A 23604-nucleotide genomic window follows, 5' to 3' on the forward strand; every position below is an offset into this window, starting at 1 on the left:
TCTTCTGCTAAAAGTAAAACAACTTGTTTAAAAATGTCTTTAAAAATAGTCTTCAGTTTTTTACTGCGAAAACGTGCAATAGTATTATGGTCAGCAACTTGTTGCGCAGCAAGCCACATAAAGTTGATGTTCTCTCGCATTACCTTTTCTATCTTACGGCTAGAATAGGTATTATCCATATAGGCATAGACCATTACCTTGAGCATCATTTTTGGATGGTAACTTGGTTTTCCTTCTTTACTATATTCTTCTACCAGCAAACTTAAGTCGAGTTGCTCAACTATTCCATTGACTATTCGAACAGGATGATCATCAGCAATAAGCTCTTCAATAGAAGGTGGAAAAAGCCAATTTTGCTGTTGATTATAGGATTGAAAATTTGTATTCATATCTTTGATTATCAACACCTAAAGATACAAAATGACCGGTTTTTATACAAATCATTTAATAAAAAAACCGCCTCAGGTTATGAGACGGCTTCTTTTATTTTATTGTGGTTTAATAGATAAAAATAGTTGGTAAACTATCTCGTAATTTTAGACTATAAAATTGAAATTAAACTAATTTATTCAGCAACTTTATACCAATACTGAGTTCTTCCTAATAAAGAAAAACCAATATAACCACGCACTTTTAGTTTGTTGTTGGTTTCTAAAGTAATATAACATTTATACTCTTTACCTGTTTTAGGATCTAGAATTATTCCATCATTCCATTCATCGCCATCTTGAGAAAGACCATCAATAATAACCATTCCTTTAACAGGTTTGTTTTTTTTGTCGCCAGAACATAAATCACAAATTTTATTTTCTTTTCCTTTTTCTAATAATTGTAAAACTTTGGCATATGCTTTTCCGTTTACATTGTAAATTTCAACAATTGATTTTTCATTACCAGTTTCATCATCAATGGTTTTCCATTTACCAAAAATAGATTGAGCATTACCCATAAATGTTCCTAAAACAGCAAAAGCTATTGTGAATATTATAAATTTTTTCATGTGTTTGGATTTTAAATTTGGTTTATTATTTATTTTATTAATCGTATTTTGCGTGGTATTGGCCAGCCCATTTTCCTTGTACTTTTAAAACTTGTTCTATTACATCACGTACACAACCTTTTCCTCCTTTTTTTTGTGAAATATAATGAGAAATATCCTGAACTTCAGCAACAGCATCTTTTGGACAGGCTGCTAAACCAACAACTTTCATTACAGGAAAATCAGGAATATCATCTCCCATATATAAAATTTGTTCAGGTTTTATATTGTGCTTTTCAATGTAATCGTGAAATTGCACCATTTTATCGTGAGCTCCTAAATAAATATCTTTGATACCTAAACCTTGTAATCTTTTTCTAACTCCTTCATTATCTCCGCCAGAAATTATACAAATATGGTATCCCATTTTTGCAGCAGTTATAAGTGCATAACCATCTTTAGTACTCATTGATCGTGTTAATTCTCCATTAGTTTGAACCGAAATAATTCCGTCGGTTAAAACGCCATCAACATCAAACATAAAGGTTGTAATTTGCGGCATAATTTCTTTATAACTTTTTTCCATATAATTCTTGAATAGATTTTGTAATTAATTTATAAATGTCTTGTTGATTTTTATTTAAACTTGATAAATGTTCTTCAATTGTTTTGGTATCGTTGCGTTTTGCAGGACCCGTTTGTGCTTCAAAAGGTGTTAAACTTTCAATTTTTTTTGAAGTTTCATTGATAAGAGGTGCCAAAATTTCAAACGGAATATTATTTGAATTGCAAATTTCGTTACCAATATAGTACATATGATTTACAAAATTGTTGACAAATACAGCTGAAACATGCAAGCTTTTTCTTTGGTCTGAGCTAATATAGTAAACTTTATTTGAAACTAATTTAGCAAGTTTTTCCAGTATTTTTAAATCTTTTTTATTTTCAGCTTCAATACAAATAGGAATTGTTGTAAAATCTATTTTTTTTGATTTTGAAAAAGATTGTAAAGGGTAAAAAACACCTTTATTTGATTGAGATTTTAATTCATTTAAACCAATTGCACCTGATGTGTGAACTACCAATTTATTTTGAAGCATTAATTGGCTTGAAACGTCAGCTATTGCATTGTCTGAAACAGCTATAATATAAATATCGGCTTCTTTTAAATTTTTTAAATTATGGGTAATTGAAGTTTTTGATTTTAAGTATTCAATATTTTCAATATTTCTGCTATAAACTTGCACAAGATTAATAGCATTGCTTTTTAAACATTCATTTGTTAAATGAAATGCCAAATTGCCACTACCAATTATAACAACTTTTATCATAGTGCTAAGATACTTTAATTGAATTATAAAAAAAATTCCGCCTTGTGAAAAGACGGAATTTTTAAGAAAAATTTTGGTTTAAAATTATGCTTTTGCTTTAATAGCAGCTTGTGCAGATGCAATACGAGCAATTGGAACTCTAAATGGAGAACAGCTTACGTAGTTCATTCCTGTGTTATAACAAAACTCTACAGAACTAGGTTCGCCACCGTGCTCACCACAAATACCAACTTTTAGATTAGGTTTTACACTTCGACCTTTGTTGGTTCCCATTTTAACCAATTGACCAACACCTTGTTGATCTAATACTTCAAATGGATCTGAAGTTAAAATTCCTTTTTCAATATAAATAGGTAAGAATTTACCAGCATCATCACGAGAGTAACCAAATGTCATTTGGGTTAAATCATTGGTTCCAAAAGAGAAGAAATCAGCTTTAGCAGCAATTAAATCTGCTATTAAAGCAGCTCTAGGAATTTCAATCATTGTTCCAACTAAATATTCAATTGTATCGTTTCTTTCTTCAAAAACTTTGTCTGCAGTTGCTCTTATAACAGCAGCTTGGTTTTCAAATTCTGCAACAGTACCAATTAACGGAATCATAATTTCAGGAACAGCTACAATGCCTTTTTCTTTTAAATTTAAAGCAGCTTCAATAATTGCTCTGGCTTGCATTTCGGTAATTTCTGGATAGGTAATGCCCAATCTACAACCTCTGTGCCCTAACATTGGGTTAAATTCTTCCAATTCGGCTATTTTTGCTTTAACCTGTTCTAATGAAATATGCATTTCTTCAGCCAATTCTCTTTGGGTTACTAAAACGTGAGGTACAAATTCATGCAAAGGTGGATCTAGTAAACGAACAGTAACAGGCAAACCTGCCATAGCTTCAAAAATACCTTCAAAATCGCTACGTTGCATAGGTAACAATTCTTCTAAAGCTATTTTTCTACCTTTTATAGTGTCAGATAAAATCATTTCACGCATTGCTTTGATACGATCGGCTTCAAAAAACATATGTTCAGTTCTGGTTAATCCAATACCTTGTGCCCCAAATTTAACAGCTACTTTAGCATCTTTAGGAGAATCGGCATTGGTACGAACTTTCATTGTTGTGTATTTATCTGATAATTTCATCAATTCAGCAAATTCACCACTTAATTCAGGTTCGCTTGTAGCTACTTTACCTTCAATAATATAACCAGTTGAACCATTTAATGAAATCCAATCGCCTTCGTGATATTCGTGACCATCAACAGTTAATGTCCGGGTTTTATAATTTATTTGTAATGCACCAGCACCTGAAATACAACATTTACCCATACCACGAGCAACAACTGCAGCATGAGATGTCATACCACCACGAGCTGTTAAAATACCTTTGGCAATATTCATTCCTTCTAAATCTTCAGGAGAAGTTTCAATACGCACTAAAATGCTGCTTTTAAATTTTGCGGCTTCATCTGCAAAGAAAACAATTTGACCTGTTGCTGCACCAGGAGACGCAGGTAAGCCATGAGCAATTACATGGGCTCTTTTTAGCGCTTTTGTGTCAAAAACAGGGTGCAGTAATTCGTCTAGTTTATTGGCTTCAATACGCAACAAAGCTTCTTCTTCGGTAATAGAACCTTCTTTTAATTTGTCTACAGCTATTTTAACCATAGCAGCTCCTGTGCGTTTACCATTTCGAGTTTGTAAAATCCAAAGTTTTCCATCCTGAATGGTAAATTCCATATCTTGCATATCTCTATAATGGTCTTCTAGTTTTTGTTGATATTCATTTAATTCATTATAAATAGTAGGCATTAATTCTTCTAATGAAGGATAATTTTTAGCACGCTCTTCTTCTTCAATTTTGGCCAATTCAGCCCAACGAATAGAACCAATTTTAGTGATTTGTTGAGGTGTTCTAGTACCAGCAACCACATCTTCACCTTGCGCATTGATTAAATACTCACCATTAAATAGATTTTCGCCAGTACCTGCATCACGTGTAAAACAAACTCCTGTACCAGAGTTGTTTCCCATATTGCCATAAACCATAGCTTGTACATTTACTGCAGTACCCCATTCAGAAGGATATCCATTCATTGTTCTGTAATAAATAGCTCTGTTACCATTCCAACTATTAAAAACAGCCACTACAGCACCCCAAAGTTGTTCCCAAGGATCTGTTGGGAAATCGTGTCCAGTACCTTTTTTAACAGCATTTTTAAAATCGTAACAAAGATCTTTTAAATCTTGAACCGTAAAATCTGTATCTAATACAATGCCTCTTTTATGTTTTAAGGCCTCCATAATTTCTTCAAAAGGATCAATATCGTCTTTAGATTCTTGTTTCATACCTAAAACTACATCACCATACATTTGTATAAAACGACGGTAAGAATCCCAAGCAAAACGTTCGTTTTTTGTTTTGGCAGCCAAACCTAAAACAACTTCATCATTTAAACCTAAATTTAAAACGGTATCCATCATACCTGGCATAGAAACTCTAGCACCAGAACGTACAGAAACCAACAAAGGATTTTCTTTATCACCAAATTTGGCACCCATTATATTTTCAATATTTTCAATTGCTTTTTCAACTTCAGGTGTTATTAAATTTACCAAGGCTTCTTGACCTAAGAGGTTATATTCTGTACAAACTTCAGTAGTAATTGTAAATCCAGGAGGTACAGGTATACCAATCAAATTCATTTCAGCAAGGTTTGCACCTTTGCCACCTAAAAGGTTTTTCATTTTACTATTACCGTCTGCAGTTTTATCTCCAAACTTAAATACGCGTGTTTTAGTTTCTTGTAAGGTATCCATAATTGTGAAATTAATAATTAATACTGGTTTTATGTCTTAAATTTAAAAATAACCGCATTCTTTTAATATGATTTTTATCATATAATGATTTCTAAAGTACTGAAATTAAATGATTTTTGCTTTATGTATTTGTATTTTAATATTGAAAATAACTTGTTGGTATATTTTTTTTATTTTTAAGATGAATTTAATGAATTAACGAAGTTTTAACAAGTGTTTTTTTAAATTGGGTTTAATATAAGTGTAACAAATTGTACATTTAAGCGTCAATTATAAGTGCCCCTTTTAAAATTTTTTAAAAAACTACTCAAAAACATGTTTGATATAGATCGCTGGCAAGAAATTTTTGAAACAATTCGTAAAAATAAATTACGTACTTTCTTAACTGGAATTTCGGTTGCATCAGGAATTTTTATTCTTGTGATCTTATTGGGTTTTGGTCAGGGCATGCAAAACGGAATTAAAAAAGAGTTTGAACGCGATGCGACTAATAGAATTTGGGTTTGGACAGAAGTTACTACCAAAGAGTATAAAGGGTTAAATCCTGGTAGGCGAATTAGACTTAAAAATGAAGATTATAATGAGATAGCAACTACCTATGCAGATGAGTTAGAATATAAATCGGATGTGTTTAGAGTGCGTGGTGGTAATGTAAATTATAAAGATGAATTTGTTTCGTATAGGGTTATAGGCGTAAGAGGTAATTATCAGCAAATTGAAAATCAGAAAATGGTTTTAGGTCGCTATATCAATGATGCAGATACAGATTCTAAAAACAAAGTTATAGTTATAAGTAGTAAAATTCAAAAGGAATTACTTAAAAATGTTGAAAATCCGTTAGAAGAATACTTACAGCTTTCGGGTATTAATTTTAAAATAATTGGTGTTTATACAGATCCAGGAGGAGATAGAGAAGAAGATAATTTTTACATTCCTATAACTACAGCTCAAAGAATTTTTAACGGAGGAGATAGGGTAAATAATTTAGCTTTTACCTTAAAACCACAAAAAAGTTTTGATGAAGCTTTAGCAATTTCTGATCAGTTTACTGAAGAGATTAAACAACAATTAAAACAAAGTCATACCGTTTCTCCCGATGATAATAGCGCAATAAATACATTTAATGCTATGGACGAAGCAAAACGGTATTATACTTTAACAAGTAATATTGCTTTCTTTTTTTGGTTTGTGGGTATTTGTACCATTATTGCAGGTGTGGTTGGTGTAAGTAATATTATGCTAATTATTGTAAAAGAACGTACCAAAGAAATTGGTATTAGAAAAGCTTTGGGTGCAAAACCCTGGGCAATTATTTGGATGATAATGCAAGAGTCTATTTTTGTAACAACAGTTGCAGGTTTTGCAGGTTTAATTTCAAGCATGGCATTGTTGGAAGTTGTTGGACCAAATATTAAAGTAGATTATGTTTTAAATCCGTCAGTTAATTTTTCAATGGCAATTTCAATGGTTATTATTTTGATAGTTGCTGGGGCTTTGGCTGGTTTTATACCAGCTTGGAGAGCCGCAAATATTCAACCAGTAAAAGCATTGAGCCACGAGTAAATAAATAAAACTATGTTTAACAAAGACCGTTGGAACGAAATAATTGAAGTGTTAACCAGTAATTGGGTTAGAACTTTATTGACTGCTTTTGGGGTTTTTTGGGGAATATTTATTTTAATATTGTTATTGGCGGCAGGAAAAGGTTTAGAAAATGGCATTAAACAAGATTTTGGAGATATTGCAACCAATACCATGTTTATGTGGACTCAAACGGTTACAAAATCTTATGAGGGTATGTCTAAAGGTAGGCGATATAATTATGATTTAGAGGATGTTGCTGATATTCGTGAAAATGTTGCCAATCTTCGATTTATATCACCTCGCAATCAATTGGGTGGTTTTAGAGGTGGAAACAATGTGATTAGAGGTTTAAATGTTGGTGCTTTTAATGTGTATGGAGATTATCCTGAAATTATCAATCAGGATCCTATGGATATTACTTCAGGCAGGTTTATAAATTATGCAGATATCAATGAAAAACGAAAAGTTGCTATTATTGGAGATGGTGTAAGAAGAGAATTGTATGATAAAGATGAAGAAGTTATAGGTACTTACATAAAAATACAAGGTGTTAATTTTATGGTAATTGGTACTTATAAGAAAAAAACAAGTGGTGGCGATGGAGAAGAAGATCAAAAGCAAATTTACATTCCGTTTACCTCGTTTTCACAGGCATTTAATATGGGAGATAAGGTTGGTTGGATGGCTATAACTGCTAATGATGGTACACCAATAACAGCTATAAAAGAGTTAATTTTTGATGTTGTAAAAAAGAATCATAAAATTCATCCAGAAGATAAAAGAGCCGTTGGGCATTTTGATTTGTTTGAGCAATACAATAGGGTAGAGTCTTTATTTATAGCATTAAAAGTAATTGCGTATTTTGTAGGTATTTTAGTGCTTTTATCGGGTATTATTGGTGTAAGTAATATTATGTTGATTGTTGTAAAAGAAAGAACCAAAGAAATTGGAATTAGAAGAGTATTGGGGGCAACACCTTCAAATGTACGCGGACAAATTTTAATTGAGTCGGTTTTTTTGACCATTATTTCGGGTATGGCCGGTATTGTTTTTGGAGCAACATTTATATATATCATCAATTATGTATTAGAAATATCAGGGCCAATAGATATGTTTGTTAGTCCAAGTGTAAATCTTGGAGTTATTACCATAGCGTTGACCATATTAATATTTTCAGGTTTGTTGGCAGGTTTAATTCCAGCGCAAAATGCCATCAAATTAAAACCAGTAGACGCGCTTAGGAATGAATAATTATCAATCAAAAAATAAGACCATTCGATGAAAAAATCAGTAACTATTTTTATATTAATTTTTATAGTTGTTACGTTTAGTGGCGCTATGTATTATTTATATCAAAAAAACGCCGAAAATCCAGTAGTTTTTAAAACCGAAAAGCCTTCAATCCAAACCATTGTTAAAAAAACAGTGGCAACTGGTAGTATTATTCCTTTGGAAGAAGTGCTAATTAAACCTAATATTTCTGGAGTTATTGAAGAAATTTATGTTGAAGGTGGAGATGTTTTACAAGCCAATGATTTGATTGCTAAAATCAAAGTTATTCCAAATTTATCGGCTTTAAACAATGCTAAAAATGCGATTCAGTCTGCAAAAATTTCTTTAGATGATGAAAAGCGAAATTATGAGCGTCAGAATACTTTATATTCAAAAGGCGTAGTTTCTCAGCAAGATTTAGAAAGAGCCGAAGTTACTTATTTTCAGGCACAACAAGCTTTTAAAGCTGCCAATCAAAATTACGACATTGTAAAAACGGGTTCTACTACAGGTTTGGGAAATTCAGCAAATACCTTAATTAGATCAACGGTTTCTGGAATGGTTTTAGAAATGCCTGTTGAAGTTGGAAATCAGGTTATTGAAAGTAATAATTTTAACGATGGAACCACCATTGCAGTATTAGCCGATGTTAATAAAATGATTTTTGAAGGCAATGTAGACGAGTCTGAAATTGGTAAAATTAAAGAAGGTCTTCCGTTAGAAATAACTGTTGGTGCTATTGAAGATAAAAAATTTAATGCGGTGTTAGACTATATTGCGCCAAAAGGAAAATTAGATAATGGAGCTGTTCAATTTGAAATTAAAGGAACTTTAGACAAACTTGAAACTACATTTATTAGAGCAGGTTTAAGTGCAAATGCGTCAATTATTTTGGCTAAAGTAGACAGTGTTTTGGCTATTAAAGAAGCTTTGGTTCAATTTGATACTAAAACCAAAAAGCCTTATGTTGAGGTAAAAACTGGTGAAAAACAGTTTGAAAGAAAAGATATTGAGATGGGTGTAAGTGATGGTATTTATGTTGAAATTTTAAGCGGAATTACCAAGGAAGATGAAATTAAAGTTTGGAATGAAATTAAAGGTAAAGAAAAAGATTAATTTAATATAAAAGTAAACTGCTTTAATACAGGTGTTTAATAAAAAAAGGTCGTTTTAATTTTTAATTTAAAACGACCTTTTTTTTTGATTGTTGAATTTTTAAAAAGATGTATTTAACAAATCTCCAGTTAAATTTACTAAATAAATTTCAGCATTTTTAGCTTCGTATTTAGCTTGATTTAAATTAGACTGCGCATTTAATAAATTTACCTGTGCCAATCTAAATTCAATAGAGGTTATTTGACCTAATTTAAACTGCTCGGTTGATCTTTCAAAGTTTCTTTTATTGGTTTCAACGTTAACTTCTTCAGCATTCATTATAAAAATAGCATTGTTGTAAATTTCTAGTGCATTGGCAACATTTCGTTCTAGTTGGTTTGTAACTTGCTCTTTTTGAATGCTTACATTGTCTGCATTTATTTTTGAATTTTGAATTCTTGTTTTGGTTGTACCACCATCAAAAATATTCCAACTTAAACTAACACCGGCATTAAACCCGTTAGATTCTAATGTTTTAAATAAGGAAGTTTGATTGTTGTTTGAATGATTTAAACCATAAGATGTATTTATATTAAGAAAAGGATAAAGACTTGATTTGCTGATTTTTATGTCGTATTCACTAATCATAATATTTTTATTAATTTTCTGAATTTCAACATTGTATTCTTTTGCTTTTTCTAACAATTGATTAAAATCAAAAATTGAATTAAACTCAACCTTTGTTACTACTGTGAAATCTTCAGTAACATTTCGTCCTAATAATAAATTTAAATTTCGTTTAGAATTTGCCAATAAACGCTGTTCATTAATATATCTAATACTGTCATTATTAACATCAACTTCAGCATTTAAAACGTCTAATTTTGTGTTTTGACCATATTCAAACCCGTATGTTACTCTTTTTAAACGTTGTTTAGATATGTTTAAAGATTCAGCAATATTTTTTTTGTTTTCGGTAATTCGAGCAACTTCATAATAATTGGTAAAAATTTGAAGTAAAGAATTTTGAATTACAGTTTCAGCTTCTAATTCAGATAAGTTGAATTGCTCTTTCAATCTTTTGTAATTATAAGATCTGCCTAAACCATCAAAAATGGTATAGTTTAAACCTATAGAGCCATTATATCTAGATGATTCAGCATTGTTAATTTCAACAGTACTACCATCTTGTCTGGTTGCAATTGAATTATCATTGCTATAACTGGTTCCTGCATTTGCAACTACACTTGGTAAAAATCTGCTATTGTAAATACTTGCATTGTTTTCAGCAATTTTAACCGAATTTTCTGCAATTCTAATGCCATAGTTATTTTCTAAAGCAATGCTTACAGCGGTTTCTTTTGTTAAAAGTTCTTGTGCCTGAAATGTATAAAAACTTATAAATATAAATAAAGTAAGTATGTTTTTAATGTTCATTTTCTTCATTTTTTAATTCTATAATAGCTCTTTCAACTTCTTCTTTTGAAACTTTTTTACCAGTTCTCATCCATTTTATAAATACTTTAATTGAATTTGAAACAGATAAAAATAAAGGCAACATTACCAAAGTTAAAACCGTTGCAATTAAAATTCCATATGAAATTGAAATAGCCATAGGTTTTAAAAATTGTGCCTGTCTGCTTTTTTCAAGTAATAAAGGCGCTAAACCAGCAATTGTTGTAACAGAAGTCAATACAATGGCTCTAAACCTTGATTTTCCTGCTTGGATAAGTGCTTCATCGTATTTCATACCGCTTTTTAAATAGTTGTTGAATTTTTCGATAAGTACCAAACCGTCATTTACCATAATACCTATTAAAGCTATAATTCCTAGCCAGGATAAAATATTAATAGGGAAATTGTGAAAAAAGTGCCCCCAAACAACTCCAATTAAACTAAAAGGAATCATTAACAACAATAAAATTGGTTGGTCGTACGATCTAAAAGTAAACGCAATTACCATATAAATGAGCGCTAAAATAATCAATCCAACTTTTTTAACTGATGAAACTGTTTTGTTAGCTTCTCTATTCTGACCTTCATATTCAGCAGAAACAGTTGGGTATTTTGAACTTATTTCAGGCATAATATTTTGTTTAATATCGTCTAAAATATCGGTTGCACTGTCACCAGGCTCTTTCATATCTGCAGTTACCTGAATTTCTCTTTTACTACTTAAATGGTTAATTAACACATCGCCACGTTCAATTTCATAAGTAGCAATTTCAGAAAAAGGGACTAGGTTATTTGTGGGCGTTGTAATCCACATATCATCTAAGTTTTTAATAGACGAACGGTCTTCTTTTTTATAGCGAACCCAAATTTTAATTTCATCTTGTCCACGTTGAAAACGTTGTGCCTGCAAACCAAAAAATCCAGCACGAACCTGAGCCATAACCGATTGAACTGTTAAGCCTAACAAGTATGCGTTGTCTTTTAATTTTATGCGTACTTCTTTTATACCAGCAGGGTCATTGTCTGAAATATCTTTTAATTGAGGATTGCTACTTAAAATTTCTTTTAGTTCAATTTTAGCTGCTTTCAATTCATCAATATTGTTACCCAATAATGAAACTGCAACTGGGCTACCTCCAAAGTTTCCTCCCGAACCAAATGTTAAACTTTCAACACCGTAAATAGTACCCACTTTTTCTCTAATAGCATTTGTAATTTCTGGTGAAGAAAAATCGCGCGATTCTCCAGGCAATAAATTAATGGTTAAACTACCATTTGAAGTTCCTGGACCAATTCTTTTGATAATGTTTTCAAATACAGGAATATTACCCGTTTGTTTTTTTGTAAACTCATTATTAACTTCCCAAGCAGCAGCTTCAATTTTAGAAATTATTGAATCTGTAATTTTTTCATTGGTTCCCTGTAACATTTTTAAATCAATTGAAACACGGTCGCTGGCAATTGATGGGAAAAATGAAGTTTTTACAATACCACCGCCAATTGCACCAATACTAAAAATTAATAAGGCAATTGGAATTGCAAATCCCAAAGCTCTGTTTTTTAAGAAAAATGTTAAATACGGAATGTAAAAACGATCTCTTATGTAAAATAGAAATTTCTCAGCATTGTCATTTACTTTTTGAAAAAAGCTGTTTAATTTATTTGGTTTCTTTTCCTTTTTCATCAAAGCTTTTGAATGTGCAATGTGAGCAGGTAAAATAATCAATGCTTCTAATAATGAAACAGCCAATGTTATGATAACAATTAGTGAAACCTGACTAAAAAAGTCGCCAATTCTTCCGTCTAAAAAGAAAAAAGTAGAAAAAGCAATAATGGTTGTTAATATTGCCGAAACAATAGGAGGTATTACTTCTAAAGTTCCATCAACGGCAGCTTTAATAGGTGATTTTCCTTGTTCGTAGTGGTGGTAAATATTTTCGCCAATTACAATACCATCATCAACTAAAATACCAATTACAATGATCATTCCAAATAACGAAAGTACATTGATAGTAATGCCTAAGTTGGCGGCAAAAATAAACATACCAAAAAAGGCGATAGGAATACCTGCAGCTACCCAAAATGCCAATCTTACATTTAAGAAAAGTGCCAAGAAAAACAATACCAATAAAACTCCCATAATGGCGTTTTTAATCAGTAATTCTGTACGTTGATTTAGCGTAATTGAAGCGTCGCTAGAGACGTTTAATTGTACTTGGTCGTATTGTTGGTTGAATTTTTCAATATATTCTTTTATAGCATCAGCGGTAGAAATTAAATCTTCGTTGTTGGTGTTGCTCACCGTAATATCAATAGATTTTTTACCGTTAAAATAAATTCGGTCAGGATCTTCAGACCAAGAATCCGAAACATCAGCAATGTCTTTTAAACGTATAATATTACCTGTAGGCTCAGCTCTAACAACAATATTTAAAATTTCGTTCCCAAAATAATTTTTATTTCGAGCCCTAATTAAATAGTCTTCGTCTTCAGTTTTAATGTTTCCTCCAGAAATTAATAAGTTTGTACGACTTACAGCATTTGAAACATCTGTAAACGTTAAATTATAGGCCAATAAATCTTTTTCTCTAACAGCAATTTCAATTTCCTGCTCAGGAAAACCTGAAAGGCGCACCTGTGAAATACCATCAATATTTCTTAAATCGTTTTCAACAATGCGAGCATAATCTTTTAGCGTTGCAAGATCTATATTATCGCCACTAATAATAAAACTAATGGTAGGTCTAATATTTTCAATTTTGGCAATAATTGGAGGCTCCATTCCTGAAGGAAAGGAGGGAACCCTGTCAACAGCATTTTTAACGTCGGCTACAACAACATCAATATTTTTGCCTTTTACAACTTCAATACTTATAGAAGCCGAATTTTCTCTGGAAACAGAAGTAACACGGTCTATACCAATAATTCCTTTTAAATTGTCTTCAATTTTTAGCACAATTCCTTCTTCCATTTCTTGTGGAGAAGCACCTGGATAAACCAAATTTATTGAAATATTTTGGGATTCAACCAAAGGGAAAAATGAAGATTTCATAGAGAAAAACCCCACAAACCCAAAGACAATAAATGCTAAAATAGTTACATTTACAGCTACCGGAAATTTTATAAAATAGGTGATAATTTTTTTCATTATTCAGCCGTATTTTCATTAAAAACCTTCACCAACATACCAGGATGAGAACCAGGAACAGGTTTTGATAATAATTGTGTGCCGTTTTCAAGACCTTTAATAACCACACTGTTGTGGTTTTCAAAAACCGTATTTACTGTAATTAAATCTAAAATTGAGTCTTTTACAACATATAATTTTGAGTTTTCAATGAGTAGTTTTCTAGGTACTTCGTAGGCATTTTCTTCAGATTTTGCTTGTAATAAAACCTCTAAATATTGACCTTCTTTTAAATTAGTGCCATTTACTTGTATAAAAGCTTCAATAGTTTGCGTATTGGTATCAACTTTAGCGTTAATTCTTACCACTTTACCAATCCACGATTGTGTTTTTTCTAAATTAAAAATTTCAACAGTTTTACCAACTTGCAATAAATCTCTGTATTCAGATTTTACCGATGCGCTAATTTCATAAACACTTGGATCAATAAATTCGCCTAATTTTTGACCAGATCTTATCAATGTTCCAGGGTTTACAACAGCCTCAGTTAAAACACCGTTAAATGGCGCTTTAATGGTGTATTTGTTTAATTTAACTTCTAAATTTTTAGCGTTGTAATATGCTAAATACACACCGCGACCAGATATAAAAAACTTTTCTTTTTCTGAATTGATATTTGGCAATGTTTCAATAGGTTTATTCATATTAAAATTTCTCAAATAATTTTCCCATTTATTGTATTCATTAGGAAAATCAAGTTGTATATCGGGCATAATAGCCGTTAAAACATTGAATAGATTACTTTTTTGAGCCTGAAAATTAGCGTAAAATTCATCACTGTTTATTTTAATAATGGTTTCACCTTTTTTATATGTAGTACCAGGTTTAAACTCTTTTGAAGTTGCAATTAATACACCTTGAACTTCCGAAAATAGTTCAATTTTATTTTTTGCTACTAAATTACCATTAGCTGTAATTAAAATTGGTATCAATTGGTTGTTTACGGTTTCTGTAAAAACAGTTTTAACAATTTTATTAGCTCTTGGTTTTGGCTTTTGTTTGTTATCTATTAAGTATTTTGCAAACAAAAATGATCCTGCTATTAGTAATATTGCCAGTACTATGGTAATTCCTTTTCTCATTATTGAAATTATTGTTGATTGTTAAACTAAACGGATTGTTCTTTTAAATTATGTTGAATCTTAGACATTATTTGTATAAAAATTTTCATTTCCTCTTTACTAATGCCTTCTTGCGTTTTTAAAATGCTGTTTAGCATTAGTGGTTTTGTTTTTAAAAATAGTTCACGACCTTCTTTAGTGATATAAACACTTTTTTTTCTTGAATCTTCTTTGGATTGTACTCTAATTACCAACTTATTTTTTTCTAAACAATTGATAAGTCGTGTAAGTGAAGCTTTGTTTCTATCAGTTATAAAAGCCAATTCATTTTGAATAATTCCATCATAATCTTCGTGTAAAATTTTTAAAACAATCCACTGTTGCTTTGTAATTGGAAAATTATTTGTTTGAAGCACATCAGCAATATACAGATTCATCATTTTAGATGTTTTGCCAAGCCAAGGAACCAAAGTTGAATTAAAATCTGATTTATTTAAATCAATGTCCATTATTTTAATTTTCAACAAATATAATATTTAAATAGTTGCATATACAACTATTTATGAGTTTCAAAATTATTATAACAAAAAAACCACTGGAATAGTGGTTTTTGATTACATAATAACTTAAAAAAAACTTTGTTAATTGATAGAAACTGTTTTGTTTGAGATGTTAATTTCTCTTGGATTGTTGTTGAATTCAAAAACCAATAGTTTTGGTAAATTTTGAATAGATAAATTTACAGATCCAGTAAATCTATTATTGCTAAGAATTAAAGTTTCTAATTTTTTAAGATTACTTAATGTATTAGGAACTTGACCTTCAAATAAATTATTTGCCAATGCCAATTCTTCAAGTTGAATTAAATTGCCTAATTGAGCAGGTATATTACCATACATTGAATTGTCAAAAACACTTAAAATTGTTAAATTCTCTAAATTTTCAATAGCAGACAATAGTACTCCTGAAAATTTATTACTACTTAATTGTAATTTTTCTAATTGAGTTAAGTTGTAAATTGAAAGCGGTAAGAAACCACTTATCAAATTATTGAATAACACCAATTCTTTTAAGTTTATTAAATTACCAATATTTGAAGGTAATTCACCTTCTAGGTTATTCATAAATAAATGTAAAGTTTCTAAAGATTGTAGCATTGTAATTTCATCAGGAATTTTACCACCAATTTGGTTAAATCCTAAATTAAGGTGTTGTAAATTGTTTAAATTTTTAATTGAAGTAGGAATTGATCCATTCAAATTATTCATATTTAAATCAATTTCAGTAACCGAATTGTTAGTAATTGTTACACCATACCAAGTAGATACATCTTGTGTTAAATCCCAAGAATGATTCCAGTTTTCTCCATTTGTTGAATTGTATAAATCAACTAACGAACTTTTTTCTAAATCAGAAATCTGCGCAAATGCAATAGATGTGAAAGCTATGAAAAGTAGTGCTAGGGTAGTTAATTTTTTCATAATATTATGGGGTTTGGGGTTTAACATTATCTGTAATGCTTTAGCTAAATTAGATTATTATATTCAATTTACCAAATAAAAGATACCATTTGTTTTATTTTTACTGCCGTTTATTGAAAATCCATATTTATTTATGGTTTTTCAGTACCGAGTAAGAGTGGTGTTTTTGTGACATTATCAATAGCCATAATTAAAAATTTAATTGTGTTATATTTGCTTAAAATATTAAATTATAAATATGAAGTTAGCTGTTTTAGCAATAGGTGCACATCCTGATGATGTAGAGTTGGGTTGTGGAGCAACTGTTGCCAAAGAAATATCTTTAGGAAAAAAAGTAGGTATTTTAGATTTAACACGAGGTGAGTTAGGTACGCGCGGTTCTGCTGAAATTAGAGATGAAGAAGCTAATAATGCAGCTAAAATTTTAGGTGTATCGGTACGTGAAAATCTTGGTTTTGAGGATGGTTTTTTTGTGAATGATAAAAAACATCAACTTGAAGTTATTAAAATAATTAGAAAATACAAACCTGAAATTGTTTTATGTAACGCTTTTGATGATCGACATATAGACCATATAAAAGGTAGTAAGTTGGTTTCTGATGCTTGTTTTTTATCAGGATTGAGAAAGATTGAAACAACATTAGATGGAGTAGCGCAAGAAGCTTGGAGACCAAAAAATGTTTACCACTATATACAGTGGAAAAATTGTGAGCCAGATTTTGTTTTAGATGTTTCTGGTTTTATTGAAATGAAGCTTAATGCAGTTAAAGCATACAGTTCTCAGTTTTATGATGCGAATAGTAAAGAGCCAAGTTCGCCTATTTCTAGTAAAAACTTTTTAGATAGTGTTACTTATAGAGCTCAGGACTTAGGAAGATTGATAGGTGTAGAGCACGCAGAAGGCTTTAAAACAGAACGTTATGTGGCGGTAAAAAAATTAGATAATTTATTTTAAAAAAATATTTGCATAAAATAAGAAATGTTATATATTTGCATCCGCAATATGGTGGTTGTAGCTCAGCTGGTTAGAGCATCGGTTTGTGGTACCGAGGGTCGCCGGTTCGAACCCGGTCTTCCACCCAAAATTAAAGGTCTGATTTTTCAGACCTTTTTTTGTTTTTATGCATTTTTTTATGAAAAATTTTGGACTTTATTTTTCTAAATTAAATATTTTTACAACTTAATAATCAATCTTAATAAATGAAAAACTTAATTTATATTTTAACTTTTGTAATAACTACAGCTGCAATTGCTCAAAATGAAGCAGCAATTGCTTTTGAAAAACAAAAATTACAACTTGCAAAAGCTTATGCCGATGAAACAATTATTGCAAATGCAATGTATACGATTATTGCGTTAGAAGGACCTCAAAGTACTTACAAAGATAGTTTGGCTTATGTGTATTTTAACAAAAATAACTACGTTTCTTGTTTTTTGGTTACTAATGATTTACTTAAAACAAAACCTAATAATGTAGAATTATTAGAAATAAATGCTTTTTCTTTAGAGTCTATTGGTGCTTTAGAAAAATCTAAACAAGCATATGCAAAGTTATTTGATTTAACACTTAATAATTACCAAGGATACAAATTGGCAAGTATAGAGTTTAGAATGAAACAATATGAATCTGCTTATATTACAATAAAAAAAGTAAGTAAACTATCTGGAAATGAAGGCTTAAAAGTTACTTTTCAGGTAAATGAAAATTATACTGAAAATGTTGATTTAAAAGCTGCTATTGCTTATTTAGAGGGATTAATTGAAATGGGGTTGAATAAAGAGAATGAGGCTAAAGTAAGTTTTGAACGTGCTATTAAAATATTTCCAGAGTTTGTGCTGGCAAAAAGTAAGTTGGAGATTTTAAAGGCTAAAGAGTCTGTAACAAATTAAAAAAATATGAACTCTAAAGCTATAGAGGATTATTTGATTTTAAATTGATAAAAAAAGTGAGTTTTAAAACTCACTTTTTTTGTATATAACCTTTTTTTTAAATTAAATATTGATATTTGGCTTCTATTTTTTTAAAGTCAATAAAAATAAAATGCTTGAAAAACATAATAAATGGTATGTTTTTTATAATAAATGGTAAAAAAATCACTTTTTATTTTTTTTAATTGAAAAAGATTTATACATTTACAGTGTTAAAACATCATAACCCCACTTTTTAAAAAGTATGAGTTTTAAGTTACCAGACAGATGTCTAAATATTAATCAATTTAACCCCTCATTTGATTAATATTAAGTAAAATCATCAAGCTTGGTTTTATGCAAAAGTAAGCTTGATGATTTTAATAAAAAGTTGAAAAGTTTGATTGTAATATAAGTTTGTAAAAAATAATGGAGTGAATTAATGACTATTGTCCCCTCAAATAGGTATTGTTAATTAGTAAGTTAAAAGCAATTGAAAAATAATAACTAAAAATAATTGTTTTCCCCACAACGGTTATAAATTAAAAGTTTGGTTTTTCAGTTGCTTTTTATCAATTTTTCAACCAAGTATTTAGCCGTATAAGATTCTTTACAATTTATTAATTCTTCAGGTGTTCCTTGAAAAAGGAGAGAACCTCCCGTTTTACCGCCATCTTTACCTAAATCAATAATATAATCGGCACATTTTATCAAATCAATGTTATGTTCTATAACTATTATTGAATGTCCATTTTTAATTAAAGCATCAAACGATTTTAATAATTTTTTAATATCGTGAAAATGCAGACCAGTAGTTGGTTCATCAAAAATAAAGAGTGATTTTGCTTGTCGGCTTCCTTTTACTAAAAATGAAGCTAATTTAATTCGTTGTGCTTCACCACCTGATAAGGTTGATGAAGATTGGCCTAAAGTAACATATCCTAAACCAACATCTTGTAATGGTTGTAACTTTTTGGCTACTCGGGTTTCAGCGTGTTCATTAAAAAATAAAATGGCATCATCTATGGTGCAGTTTAAAATATCGTTGATAGATTTTCCGTAAAACTTAACTTCTAATACTTCCTTTTTAAAACGGTTTCCTTTGCAAACTTCACATTCTAAATGTACATCGGCCATAAATTGCATCTCTATGGTAACTTCGCCTTCACCTTTACAAACTTCACAGCGTCCACCTTCAACATTAAATGAAAAATGTTTTGGTTGATAATTTCTAATTTTTGATAATTTTTCTGAAGCAAATAAAGCACGAATGTCATCATACGATTTTATATAGGTAACTGGATTTGAACGACTTGATCTGCCAATAGGGTTTTGGTCAATAAATTCAACATGTTCAATTTGATTGAAATCTCCCTTTAAATCGGTAAATTGACCCGTTTTTTCACCATAACCACCCAATTTTTTTTGAATTGCAGGATATAATATTTTGCTAACTAAAGTGCTTTTACCACTTCCTGAGACACCTGTTATTACCGTTAGGCAATTTAACGGAAAAGTAACATTTATGTTTTTTAAGTTGTTTTCTCTGGCACCAATAACTTCAATTTTGTTTTTTACTTTTCGTCGTTGTTTGGGTACTTCTATTTTTAATTTGTTATTTAAATATTGCGCTGTTAATGAGTTGGATTTTAGTATTTCATTGTAAGTTCCTTCAGCTACAACTTCACCACCAAAAGTCCCAGCTTCTGGACCAATATCAATAATGGTATCTGCAGCTTTCATAATATCTTCATCGTGTTCAACCACAATTACGGTATTTCCTAAATTGCGTAAATTTAACAGCACTTGTATTAATAGTTCCGTATCTTTTGGGTGTAAACCAATGCTAGGCTCATCTAAAATGTACATAGAGCCAACCAAACTGCTGCCTAATGATGTTGCTAAATTTATACGTTGACTTTCACCTCCAGATAAAGTGTTTGAGTTTCTGTTTAAAGTTAAGTAACTCAAGCCAACATCATTTAGAAATTTTAAACGATTATTGATTTCAACTAGCAATCGTTTTGCAATTTGTTTTTCAAAATCTTCTAATTCAATATTTTTAAAGAAATCAATTAATTCAACCAAAGGTAAATCAACTAATTGGCTGATGTTTTTATGGTGAATTTTAACATTGTCAGCTTCAATACGCAATCTTTTTCCATTACACGTTGTACATTTTGTTTTTCCGCGATAGCGAGATAGCATTACGCGATACTGAATTTTATAACTTTGCTCTTCTAAAAATTGAAAAAATTGGTGTAAACCTTCAAAAGATTTGTTGCCATTCCATATTAATTTTTTTTGAATTTCAGTGAGTTCAAACCACGGTTTGTGAATTGGAATGTCAAATTTGTAGGCGTGAGTAATTAAATCGTTTTTAAATTTGCTAAATGAATCTGATTTCCAAGGTAAAATTGCATCTTCATAAATTGATAATGAAGTGTTTGGAATTACCAAATCTTCATCAATACCAATAATATTTCCGTAACCTTCGCAAGTTGGACAAGCACCGTACGGATTGTTAAAACTAAATAAGTGCGTATTTGGTTCTAAAAAAGAAATACCATCTAATTCAAATTTATTGTTAAAAGTGGTTTTTGATTTTGTGTCTAAATTTTCAATAATACATTCGCCTTTTCCTTCAAAAAAAGCGGTTTGTATAGCATCGCCCAATCGGTTGTAAAAATCCTCATCATTTTTAACAATAACACGATCAATAACCAATTGAAAATCATTCGAAATTTCTTCATTAACATCTTCAATTCTAACAATAGAATCGTTGTGTTTAATTCTGGAATATCCCTGTTGTGCTAAAATTTTTAAGGTTTGTAAAACATTTCTTTCAGCAGAAATAAGTACAGGAGCCAGTAAAAGCAACTTGGTTTTAAGTTCAATTGTTTTTATGTGGTTAATTACATCGCTTACGGTATGTTTTTTAACTTCTTTGCCAGAAATAGGGGAATATGTTTTGCCAATTCGGGCATACAATAGTTTTAAATAATCGTAAATTTCAGTTGAAGTACCAACTGTAGATCTAGGATTTGTTGAATTTACTTTTTGCTCAATGGCAATTGCAGGTGCAATCCCTTTTATATAGTCTACTTTAGGTTTGTTTAGTCTGCCTAAAAACTGACGCGCATAGGAAGATAAACTTTCAACATATCTACGTTGACCTTCAGCAAAAAGAGTATCAAAAGCCAAGCTAGATTTTCCAGAACCAGACAAGCCAGTAATTACCACCAATTTGTTACGTGGTATAGCAACATCAATATTTTTTAAGTTGTGAAGTTTTGCCCCTTTGATTATAATATTTTCTTTAGGGCTAAGTGCTGCTATATTTTTTGTCATTTTGCTTCAAAAGTTGAATAAACGCAAATATAACTACAAATTTTTAAAAATGAATAGAAAGAAATTTGATATATTATGGAATGTTAAAAAACGATTATTGTTGTTGTTAACAATTGTATTTTAAATAATTAGCAACTATAAATTTGTGTTTTATAAAAATAATAAGTAAACTTGCATCTCACTTTAAAACCAAAAACTATTACGCAGCATTACTTTTTATAAATACATTTTAACCCCCTTAAAGTATATTACAATGGAAAGTTGCGTTTTATCAGATAGTGTGTTGGTAAGCACTTATATTAATGGTCATGAAAAATCTTTAGAGATTTTAATTTTGCGCCACAAAAGCCGAATATTTAATTTTATTTTATCTAAAGTATTGGATAAAGAAATTGCTGAAGATATTTTTCAGGATACTTTTATTAAAGTTATAAAAACCTTAAAAAAAGGTAATTATAATGAAGAAGGTAAGTTTTTACCATGGGTTATGCGTATTTCTCATAACTTAATAATAGACCATTTTAGAAAAAATAAAAGAATGCCTAAATTTAATAGCTCAAATGGTTTTGATATTTTTTCAGTTATTTCTGATGAAGTTTTAAATGTTGAGAAACAAATTATTAAAGATCAAATTTTAGCTGATATTAAAGGGTTGATTGATGAATTACCTAATGATCAAAAAGAAGTTTTGGTTATGAGAATGTATAACGATTTGAGTTTTAAAGAAATTGCCGAAAATACAGGTGTAAGTATAAATACGGCTTTAGGAAGAATGCGTTATGCTATAATTAATTTGAGAAAAATTATTGAGGAGCATCAAATTATTTTGGTGAATTAATACTAAAAATAAAAAATCATCGTTTAAATAAAAAACGTATTTATATGATGAAATTTTACACTAAAAAGTCTCTTAATAATGAGCAACCTAAACAAGAAATAATTCAATATTTACTTAACTATTCTAAACAATTAAAGGTTGTAAAAACCAACAAAAAGCAGATTATTGAATTACATTTGAATTAATGTTCTTTAAAAGACTGTCTGAAAAGACAGTCTTTTTTTTGGAAAAAAACTACAATTTATTTAATTTCATGGAATCAATAAGAGGTAAGTTTAAAAGTTAGGAGATTTAGATTTTAAGCAAAAATAGTTGAGAGTTTAAAATGGAAAAATCCACTTTTTTAACGATGTTATTCCGTAAAGTGAGTAAATTTATTTATAAGGTTCTAATTATAAATGTTTTATATTATAAAAAATCAATGTTAAACAAAAAGCCTTACAGGTGATGTAAGACTTTTTGTTGAGATAGCGTTTTTTAAAACGATTTTTAGGTACAGTATTTTGATTAAAAATTTACATCCTTAGTGGTTCTTAACTTTAGATTTTAATTAATCTTTTAATAATAAAACCTTGAGGATGATGGATTTTAATAGTGTAAACTCCAGATGGATAGCTACTTATGTTAAAAGTGTTTATCCCTTTAGTTAAATTTATTTTTTGTAAAAACTGTTTATTTGAGTTATAAATATAACCATTTATCTGCGTTGAATTATTTATTTCAATTGTAAAATCAGCATAAACAGTGGTTGGATACAGATTTATTTCAGGTGAAGCTGTTGTATTTAAATGATTTAACGTTACTATTAATTTAGCAGTTGAAGTTAAAGATCCATCAGTAATGGTATAGTTAACAGTATCTTCACCGATATAATTTATTTTAGGAATATAGGTATATAAACCATCTGATGTTACAGTTAAACTTCCGCCTTTATTGGTAGGAAAAGTACCAGGAATTACACTTATTTCATCACCATCAGGATCATAATCATTTTGCATCAAACTTATTTTAGATGCCCATAAAGTGTTTACAGGTAGTGTAATAGCGTCGTTTAAAGCAACAGGTGCATTGTTAGGACGTTTTAATGTCACAATTAATTTAGCAGTTGAAGTTAAAGATCCATCAGTAATGGTATAGTTAACAGTATCTTCACCGATATAATTTATTTTAGGAATATAGGTATATAAACCATCTGATGTTACAGTTAAACTTCCGCCTTTATTGGTAGGAAAAGTACCAGGAATTACA

General features: G+C 30.0%; 18 protein-coding genes and 1 tRNA gene. 7 read left to right on the forward strand and 12 right to left on the reverse strand.

Annotated elements, in window-relative coordinates; all coding sequences use genetic code 11:
• The 5 genes from EC396_RS10505 to ppdK all read right to left on the reverse strand — a co-directional run.
• Window positions 1-389: transposase (locus tag EC396_RS10505; RefSeq protein WP_164975244.1), on the reverse strand; the 389-nt coding region annotated here is incomplete at its 3' end.
• 176 nt (window positions 390-565) lie between these two features.
• Window positions 566-1000: a DUF2147 domain-containing protein gene (locus EC396_RS10510; protein WP_129366659.1), complete on the reverse strand. Its 435-nt coding sequence runs from the start codon at window positions 998-1000 to the stop codon at window positions 566-568.
• A 37-nt stretch (window positions 1001-1037) separates the two neighbouring features.
• Window positions 1038-1565, reverse strand: a complete 528-nt coding sequence (locus EC396_RS10515; protein ID WP_129366660.1) for an HAD family hydrolase — start codon at window positions 1563-1565, stop codon at window positions 1038-1040.
• A complete protein-coding gene (locus EC396_RS10520) occupies window positions 1549-2310 on the reverse strand; it encodes a Rossmann-like and DUF2520 domain-containing protein (protein WP_129366661.1) in 762 nt (253 codons plus the stop codon). The genes EC396_RS10515 and EC396_RS10520 overlap by 17 nt, the downstream gene beginning before the upstream one ends.
• A gap of 84 nt (window positions 2311-2394) precedes the next feature.
• On the reverse strand, window positions 2395-5124 hold the full coding sequence (gene ppdK, locus EC396_RS10525) for a pyruvate, phosphate dikinase (protein WP_129366662.1): 2730 nt from the start codon (window positions 5122-5124) through the stop codon (window positions 2395-2397).
• A 315-nt stretch (window positions 5125-5439) separates the two neighbouring features.
• Here ppdK and EC396_RS10530 point away from each other — a divergent pair, with 315 nt between their 5' ends.
• Genes EC396_RS10530 through EC396_RS10540 form a run of 3 tightly spaced genes read left to right on the forward strand, consistent with a single transcriptional unit; the run spans window position 5440 to window position 9096 of the window.
• The gene (locus EC396_RS10530; protein WP_129366663.1) at window positions 5440-6687 is read left to right on the forward strand and encodes an ABC transporter permease; all 1248 of its coding nucleotides are present in this window, start codon (window positions 5440-5442) and stop codon (window positions 6685-6687) included.
• A gap of 12 nt (window positions 6688-6699) precedes the next feature.
• Window positions 6700-7959 (forward strand): ABC transporter permease, encoded by a 1260-nt coding sequence (locus EC396_RS10535; RefSeq protein ID WP_129366664.1) that lies wholly within the window; start codon window positions 6700-6702, stop codon window positions 7957-7959.
• 27 nt (window positions 7960-7986) lie between these two features.
• A complete protein-coding gene (locus tag EC396_RS10540) occupies window positions 7987-9096 on the forward strand; it encodes an efflux RND transporter periplasmic adaptor subunit (RefSeq protein WP_129366665.1) in 1110 nt (369 codons plus the stop codon).
• 99 nt (window positions 9097-9195) lie between these two features.
• Here the strand turns inward: EC396_RS10540 and EC396_RS10545 are convergent, their stop codons facing one another.
• From EC396_RS10545 to EC396_RS10565, 5 genes are all read right to left on the reverse strand, one after another.
• Window positions 9196-10512, reverse strand: coding sequence for a TolC family protein (locus EC396_RS10545; RefSeq protein WP_129366674.1), 1317 nt, complete (start codon window positions 10510-10512; stop codon window positions 9196-9198).
• Entirely contained in the window at window positions 10502-13678 is a 3177-nt protein-coding gene (locus EC396_RS10550; protein WP_129366666.1) for an efflux RND transporter permease subunit, read from the reverse strand. Before EC396_RS10550 ends, EC396_RS10545 begins: the two co-directional genes overlap by 11 nt.
• Window positions 13678-14799, reverse strand: a complete 1122-nt coding sequence (locus EC396_RS10555; protein WP_129366667.1) for an efflux RND transporter periplasmic adaptor subunit — start codon at window positions 14797-14799, stop codon at window positions 13678-13680. Before EC396_RS10555 ends, EC396_RS10550 begins: the two co-directional genes overlap by 1 nt.
• A gap of 26 nt (window positions 14800-14825) precedes the next feature.
• Window positions 14826-15287 (reverse strand): MarR family winged helix-turn-helix transcriptional regulator, encoded by a 462-nt coding sequence (locus EC396_RS10560; protein ID WP_129366668.1) that lies wholly within the window; start codon window positions 15285-15287, stop codon window positions 14826-14828.
• Between the two features lie 132 nt (window positions 15288-15419).
• Window positions 15420-16259 carry a Two component regulator three Y domain protein gene (locus EC396_RS10565; protein ID WP_164975245.1) on the reverse strand — a complete coding sequence of 280 codons (840 nt, stop codon included), beginning with the start codon at window positions 16257-16259 and terminating at the stop codon, window positions 15420-15422.
• Window positions 16260-16497: 238 nt separating this feature from the next.
• Here EC396_RS10565 and bshB1 point away from each other — a divergent pair, with 238 nt between their 5' ends.
• The 3 genes from bshB1 to EC396_RS10580 all read left to right on the forward strand — a co-directional run bounded on the left by bshB1 (window position 16498) and on the right by EC396_RS10580 (window position 18149).
• Window positions 16498-17214 (forward strand): bacillithiol biosynthesis deacetylase BshB1, encoded by a 717-nt coding sequence (gene bshB1 / locus EC396_RS10570; RefSeq protein WP_129366670.1) that lies wholly within the window; start codon window positions 16498-16500, stop codon window positions 17212-17214.
• 50 nt (window positions 17215-17264) lie between these two features.
• A tRNA-His gene (locus EC396_RS10575) sits at window positions 17265-17340 on the forward strand.
• Window positions 17341-17459: 119 nt separating this feature from the next.
• Window positions 17460-18149 carry a hypothetical protein gene (locus EC396_RS10580; protein ID WP_129366671.1) on the forward strand — a complete coding sequence of 230 codons (690 nt, stop codon included), beginning with the start codon at window positions 17460-17462 and terminating at the stop codon, window positions 18147-18149.
• A 576-nt stretch (window positions 18150-18725) separates the two neighbouring features.
• Here the strand turns inward: EC396_RS10580 and uvrA are convergent.
• A complete protein-coding gene (gene uvrA, locus EC396_RS10585; RefSeq protein WP_129366672.1) occupies window positions 18726-21518 on the reverse strand; it encodes an excinuclease ABC subunit UvrA in 2793 nt (930 codons plus the stop codon).
• A 253-nt stretch (window positions 21519-21771) separates the two neighbouring features.
• Here uvrA and EC396_RS10590 point away from each other — a divergent pair, with 253 nt between their 5' ends.
• Window positions 21772-22356 (forward strand): RNA polymerase sigma factor, encoded by a 585-nt coding sequence (locus EC396_RS10590; protein ID WP_129366673.1) that lies wholly within the window; start codon window positions 21772-21774, stop codon window positions 22354-22356.
• 539 nt (window positions 22357-22895) lie between these two features.
• Here the strand turns inward: EC396_RS10590 and EC396_RS10595 are convergent.
• Window positions 22896-23604 (reverse strand): tandem-95 repeat protein (locus EC396_RS10595; protein WP_164975246.1); only part of this gene is annotated, 709 nt, incomplete at its 5' end.

Source organism: Lutibacter sp. HS1-25 (genome assembly GCF_004121075.1).
Lineage (GTDB): Bacteria > Bacteroidota > Bacteroidia > Flavobacteriales > Flavobacteriaceae > Lutibacter.

Bases quoted from the DNA above. Each gene is read 5' to 3' on its own strand.
- EC396_RS10510 (WP_129366659.1), bottom strand. From the start codon at position 1,000: ATGAAAAAATTTATAATATTCACAATAGCTTTTGCTGTTTTAGGAACA.
- EC396_RS10515 (WP_129366660.1), bottom strand. From the start codon at position 1,565: ATGGAAAAAAGTTATAAAGAAATTATGCCGCAAATTACAACCTTTATG.
- EC396_RS10520 (WP_129366661.1), bottom strand. From the start codon at position 2,310: ATGATAAAAGTTGTTATAATTGGTAGTGGCAATTTGGCATTTCATTTA.
- ppdK (WP_129366662.1), bottom strand. From the start codon at position 5,124: ATGGATACCTTACAAGAAACTAAAACACGCGTATTTAAGTTTGGAGAT.
- EC396_RS10530 (WP_129366663.1), top strand. From the start codon at position 5,440: ATGTTTGATATAGATCGCTGGCAAGAAATTTTTGAAACAATTCGTAAA.
- EC396_RS10535 (WP_129366664.1), top strand. From the start codon at position 6,700: ATGTTTAACAAAGACCGTTGGAACGAAATAATTGAAGTGTTAACCAGT.
- EC396_RS10540 (WP_129366665.1), top strand. From the start codon at position 7,987: ATGAAAAAATCAGTAACTATTTTTATATTAATTTTTATAGTTGTTACG.
- EC396_RS10545 (WP_129366674.1), bottom strand. From the start codon at position 10,512: ATGAACATTAAAAACATACTTACTTTATTTATATTTATAAGTTTTTAT.
- EC396_RS10550 (WP_129366666.1), bottom strand. From the start codon at position 13,678: ATGAAAAAAATTATCACCTATTTTATAAAATTTCCGGTAGCTGTAAAT.
- EC396_RS10555 (WP_129366667.1), bottom strand. From the start codon at position 14,799: ATGAGAAAAGGAATTACCATAGTACTGGCAATATTACTAATAGCAGGA.
- EC396_RS10560 (WP_129366668.1), bottom strand. From the start codon at position 15,287: ATGGACATTGATTTAAATAAATCAGATTTTAATTCAACTTTGGTTCCT.
- EC396_RS10565 (WP_164975245.1), bottom strand. From the start codon at position 16,259: ATGAAAAAATTAACTACCCTAGCACTACTTTTCATAGCTTTCACATCT.
- bshB1 (WP_129366670.1), top strand. From the start codon at position 16,498: ATGAAGTTAGCTGTTTTAGCAATAGGTGCACATCCTGATGATGTAGAG.
- EC396_RS10580 (WP_129366671.1), top strand. From the start codon at position 17,460: ATGAAAAACTTAATTTATATTTTAACTTTTGTAATAACTACAGCTGCA.
- uvrA (WP_129366672.1), bottom strand. From the start codon at position 21,518: ATGACAAAAAATATAGCAGCACTTAGCCCTAAAGAAAATATTATAATC.
- EC396_RS10590 (WP_129366673.1), top strand. From the start codon at position 21,772: ATGGAAAGTTGCGTTTTATCAGATAGTGTGTTGGTAAGCACTTATATT.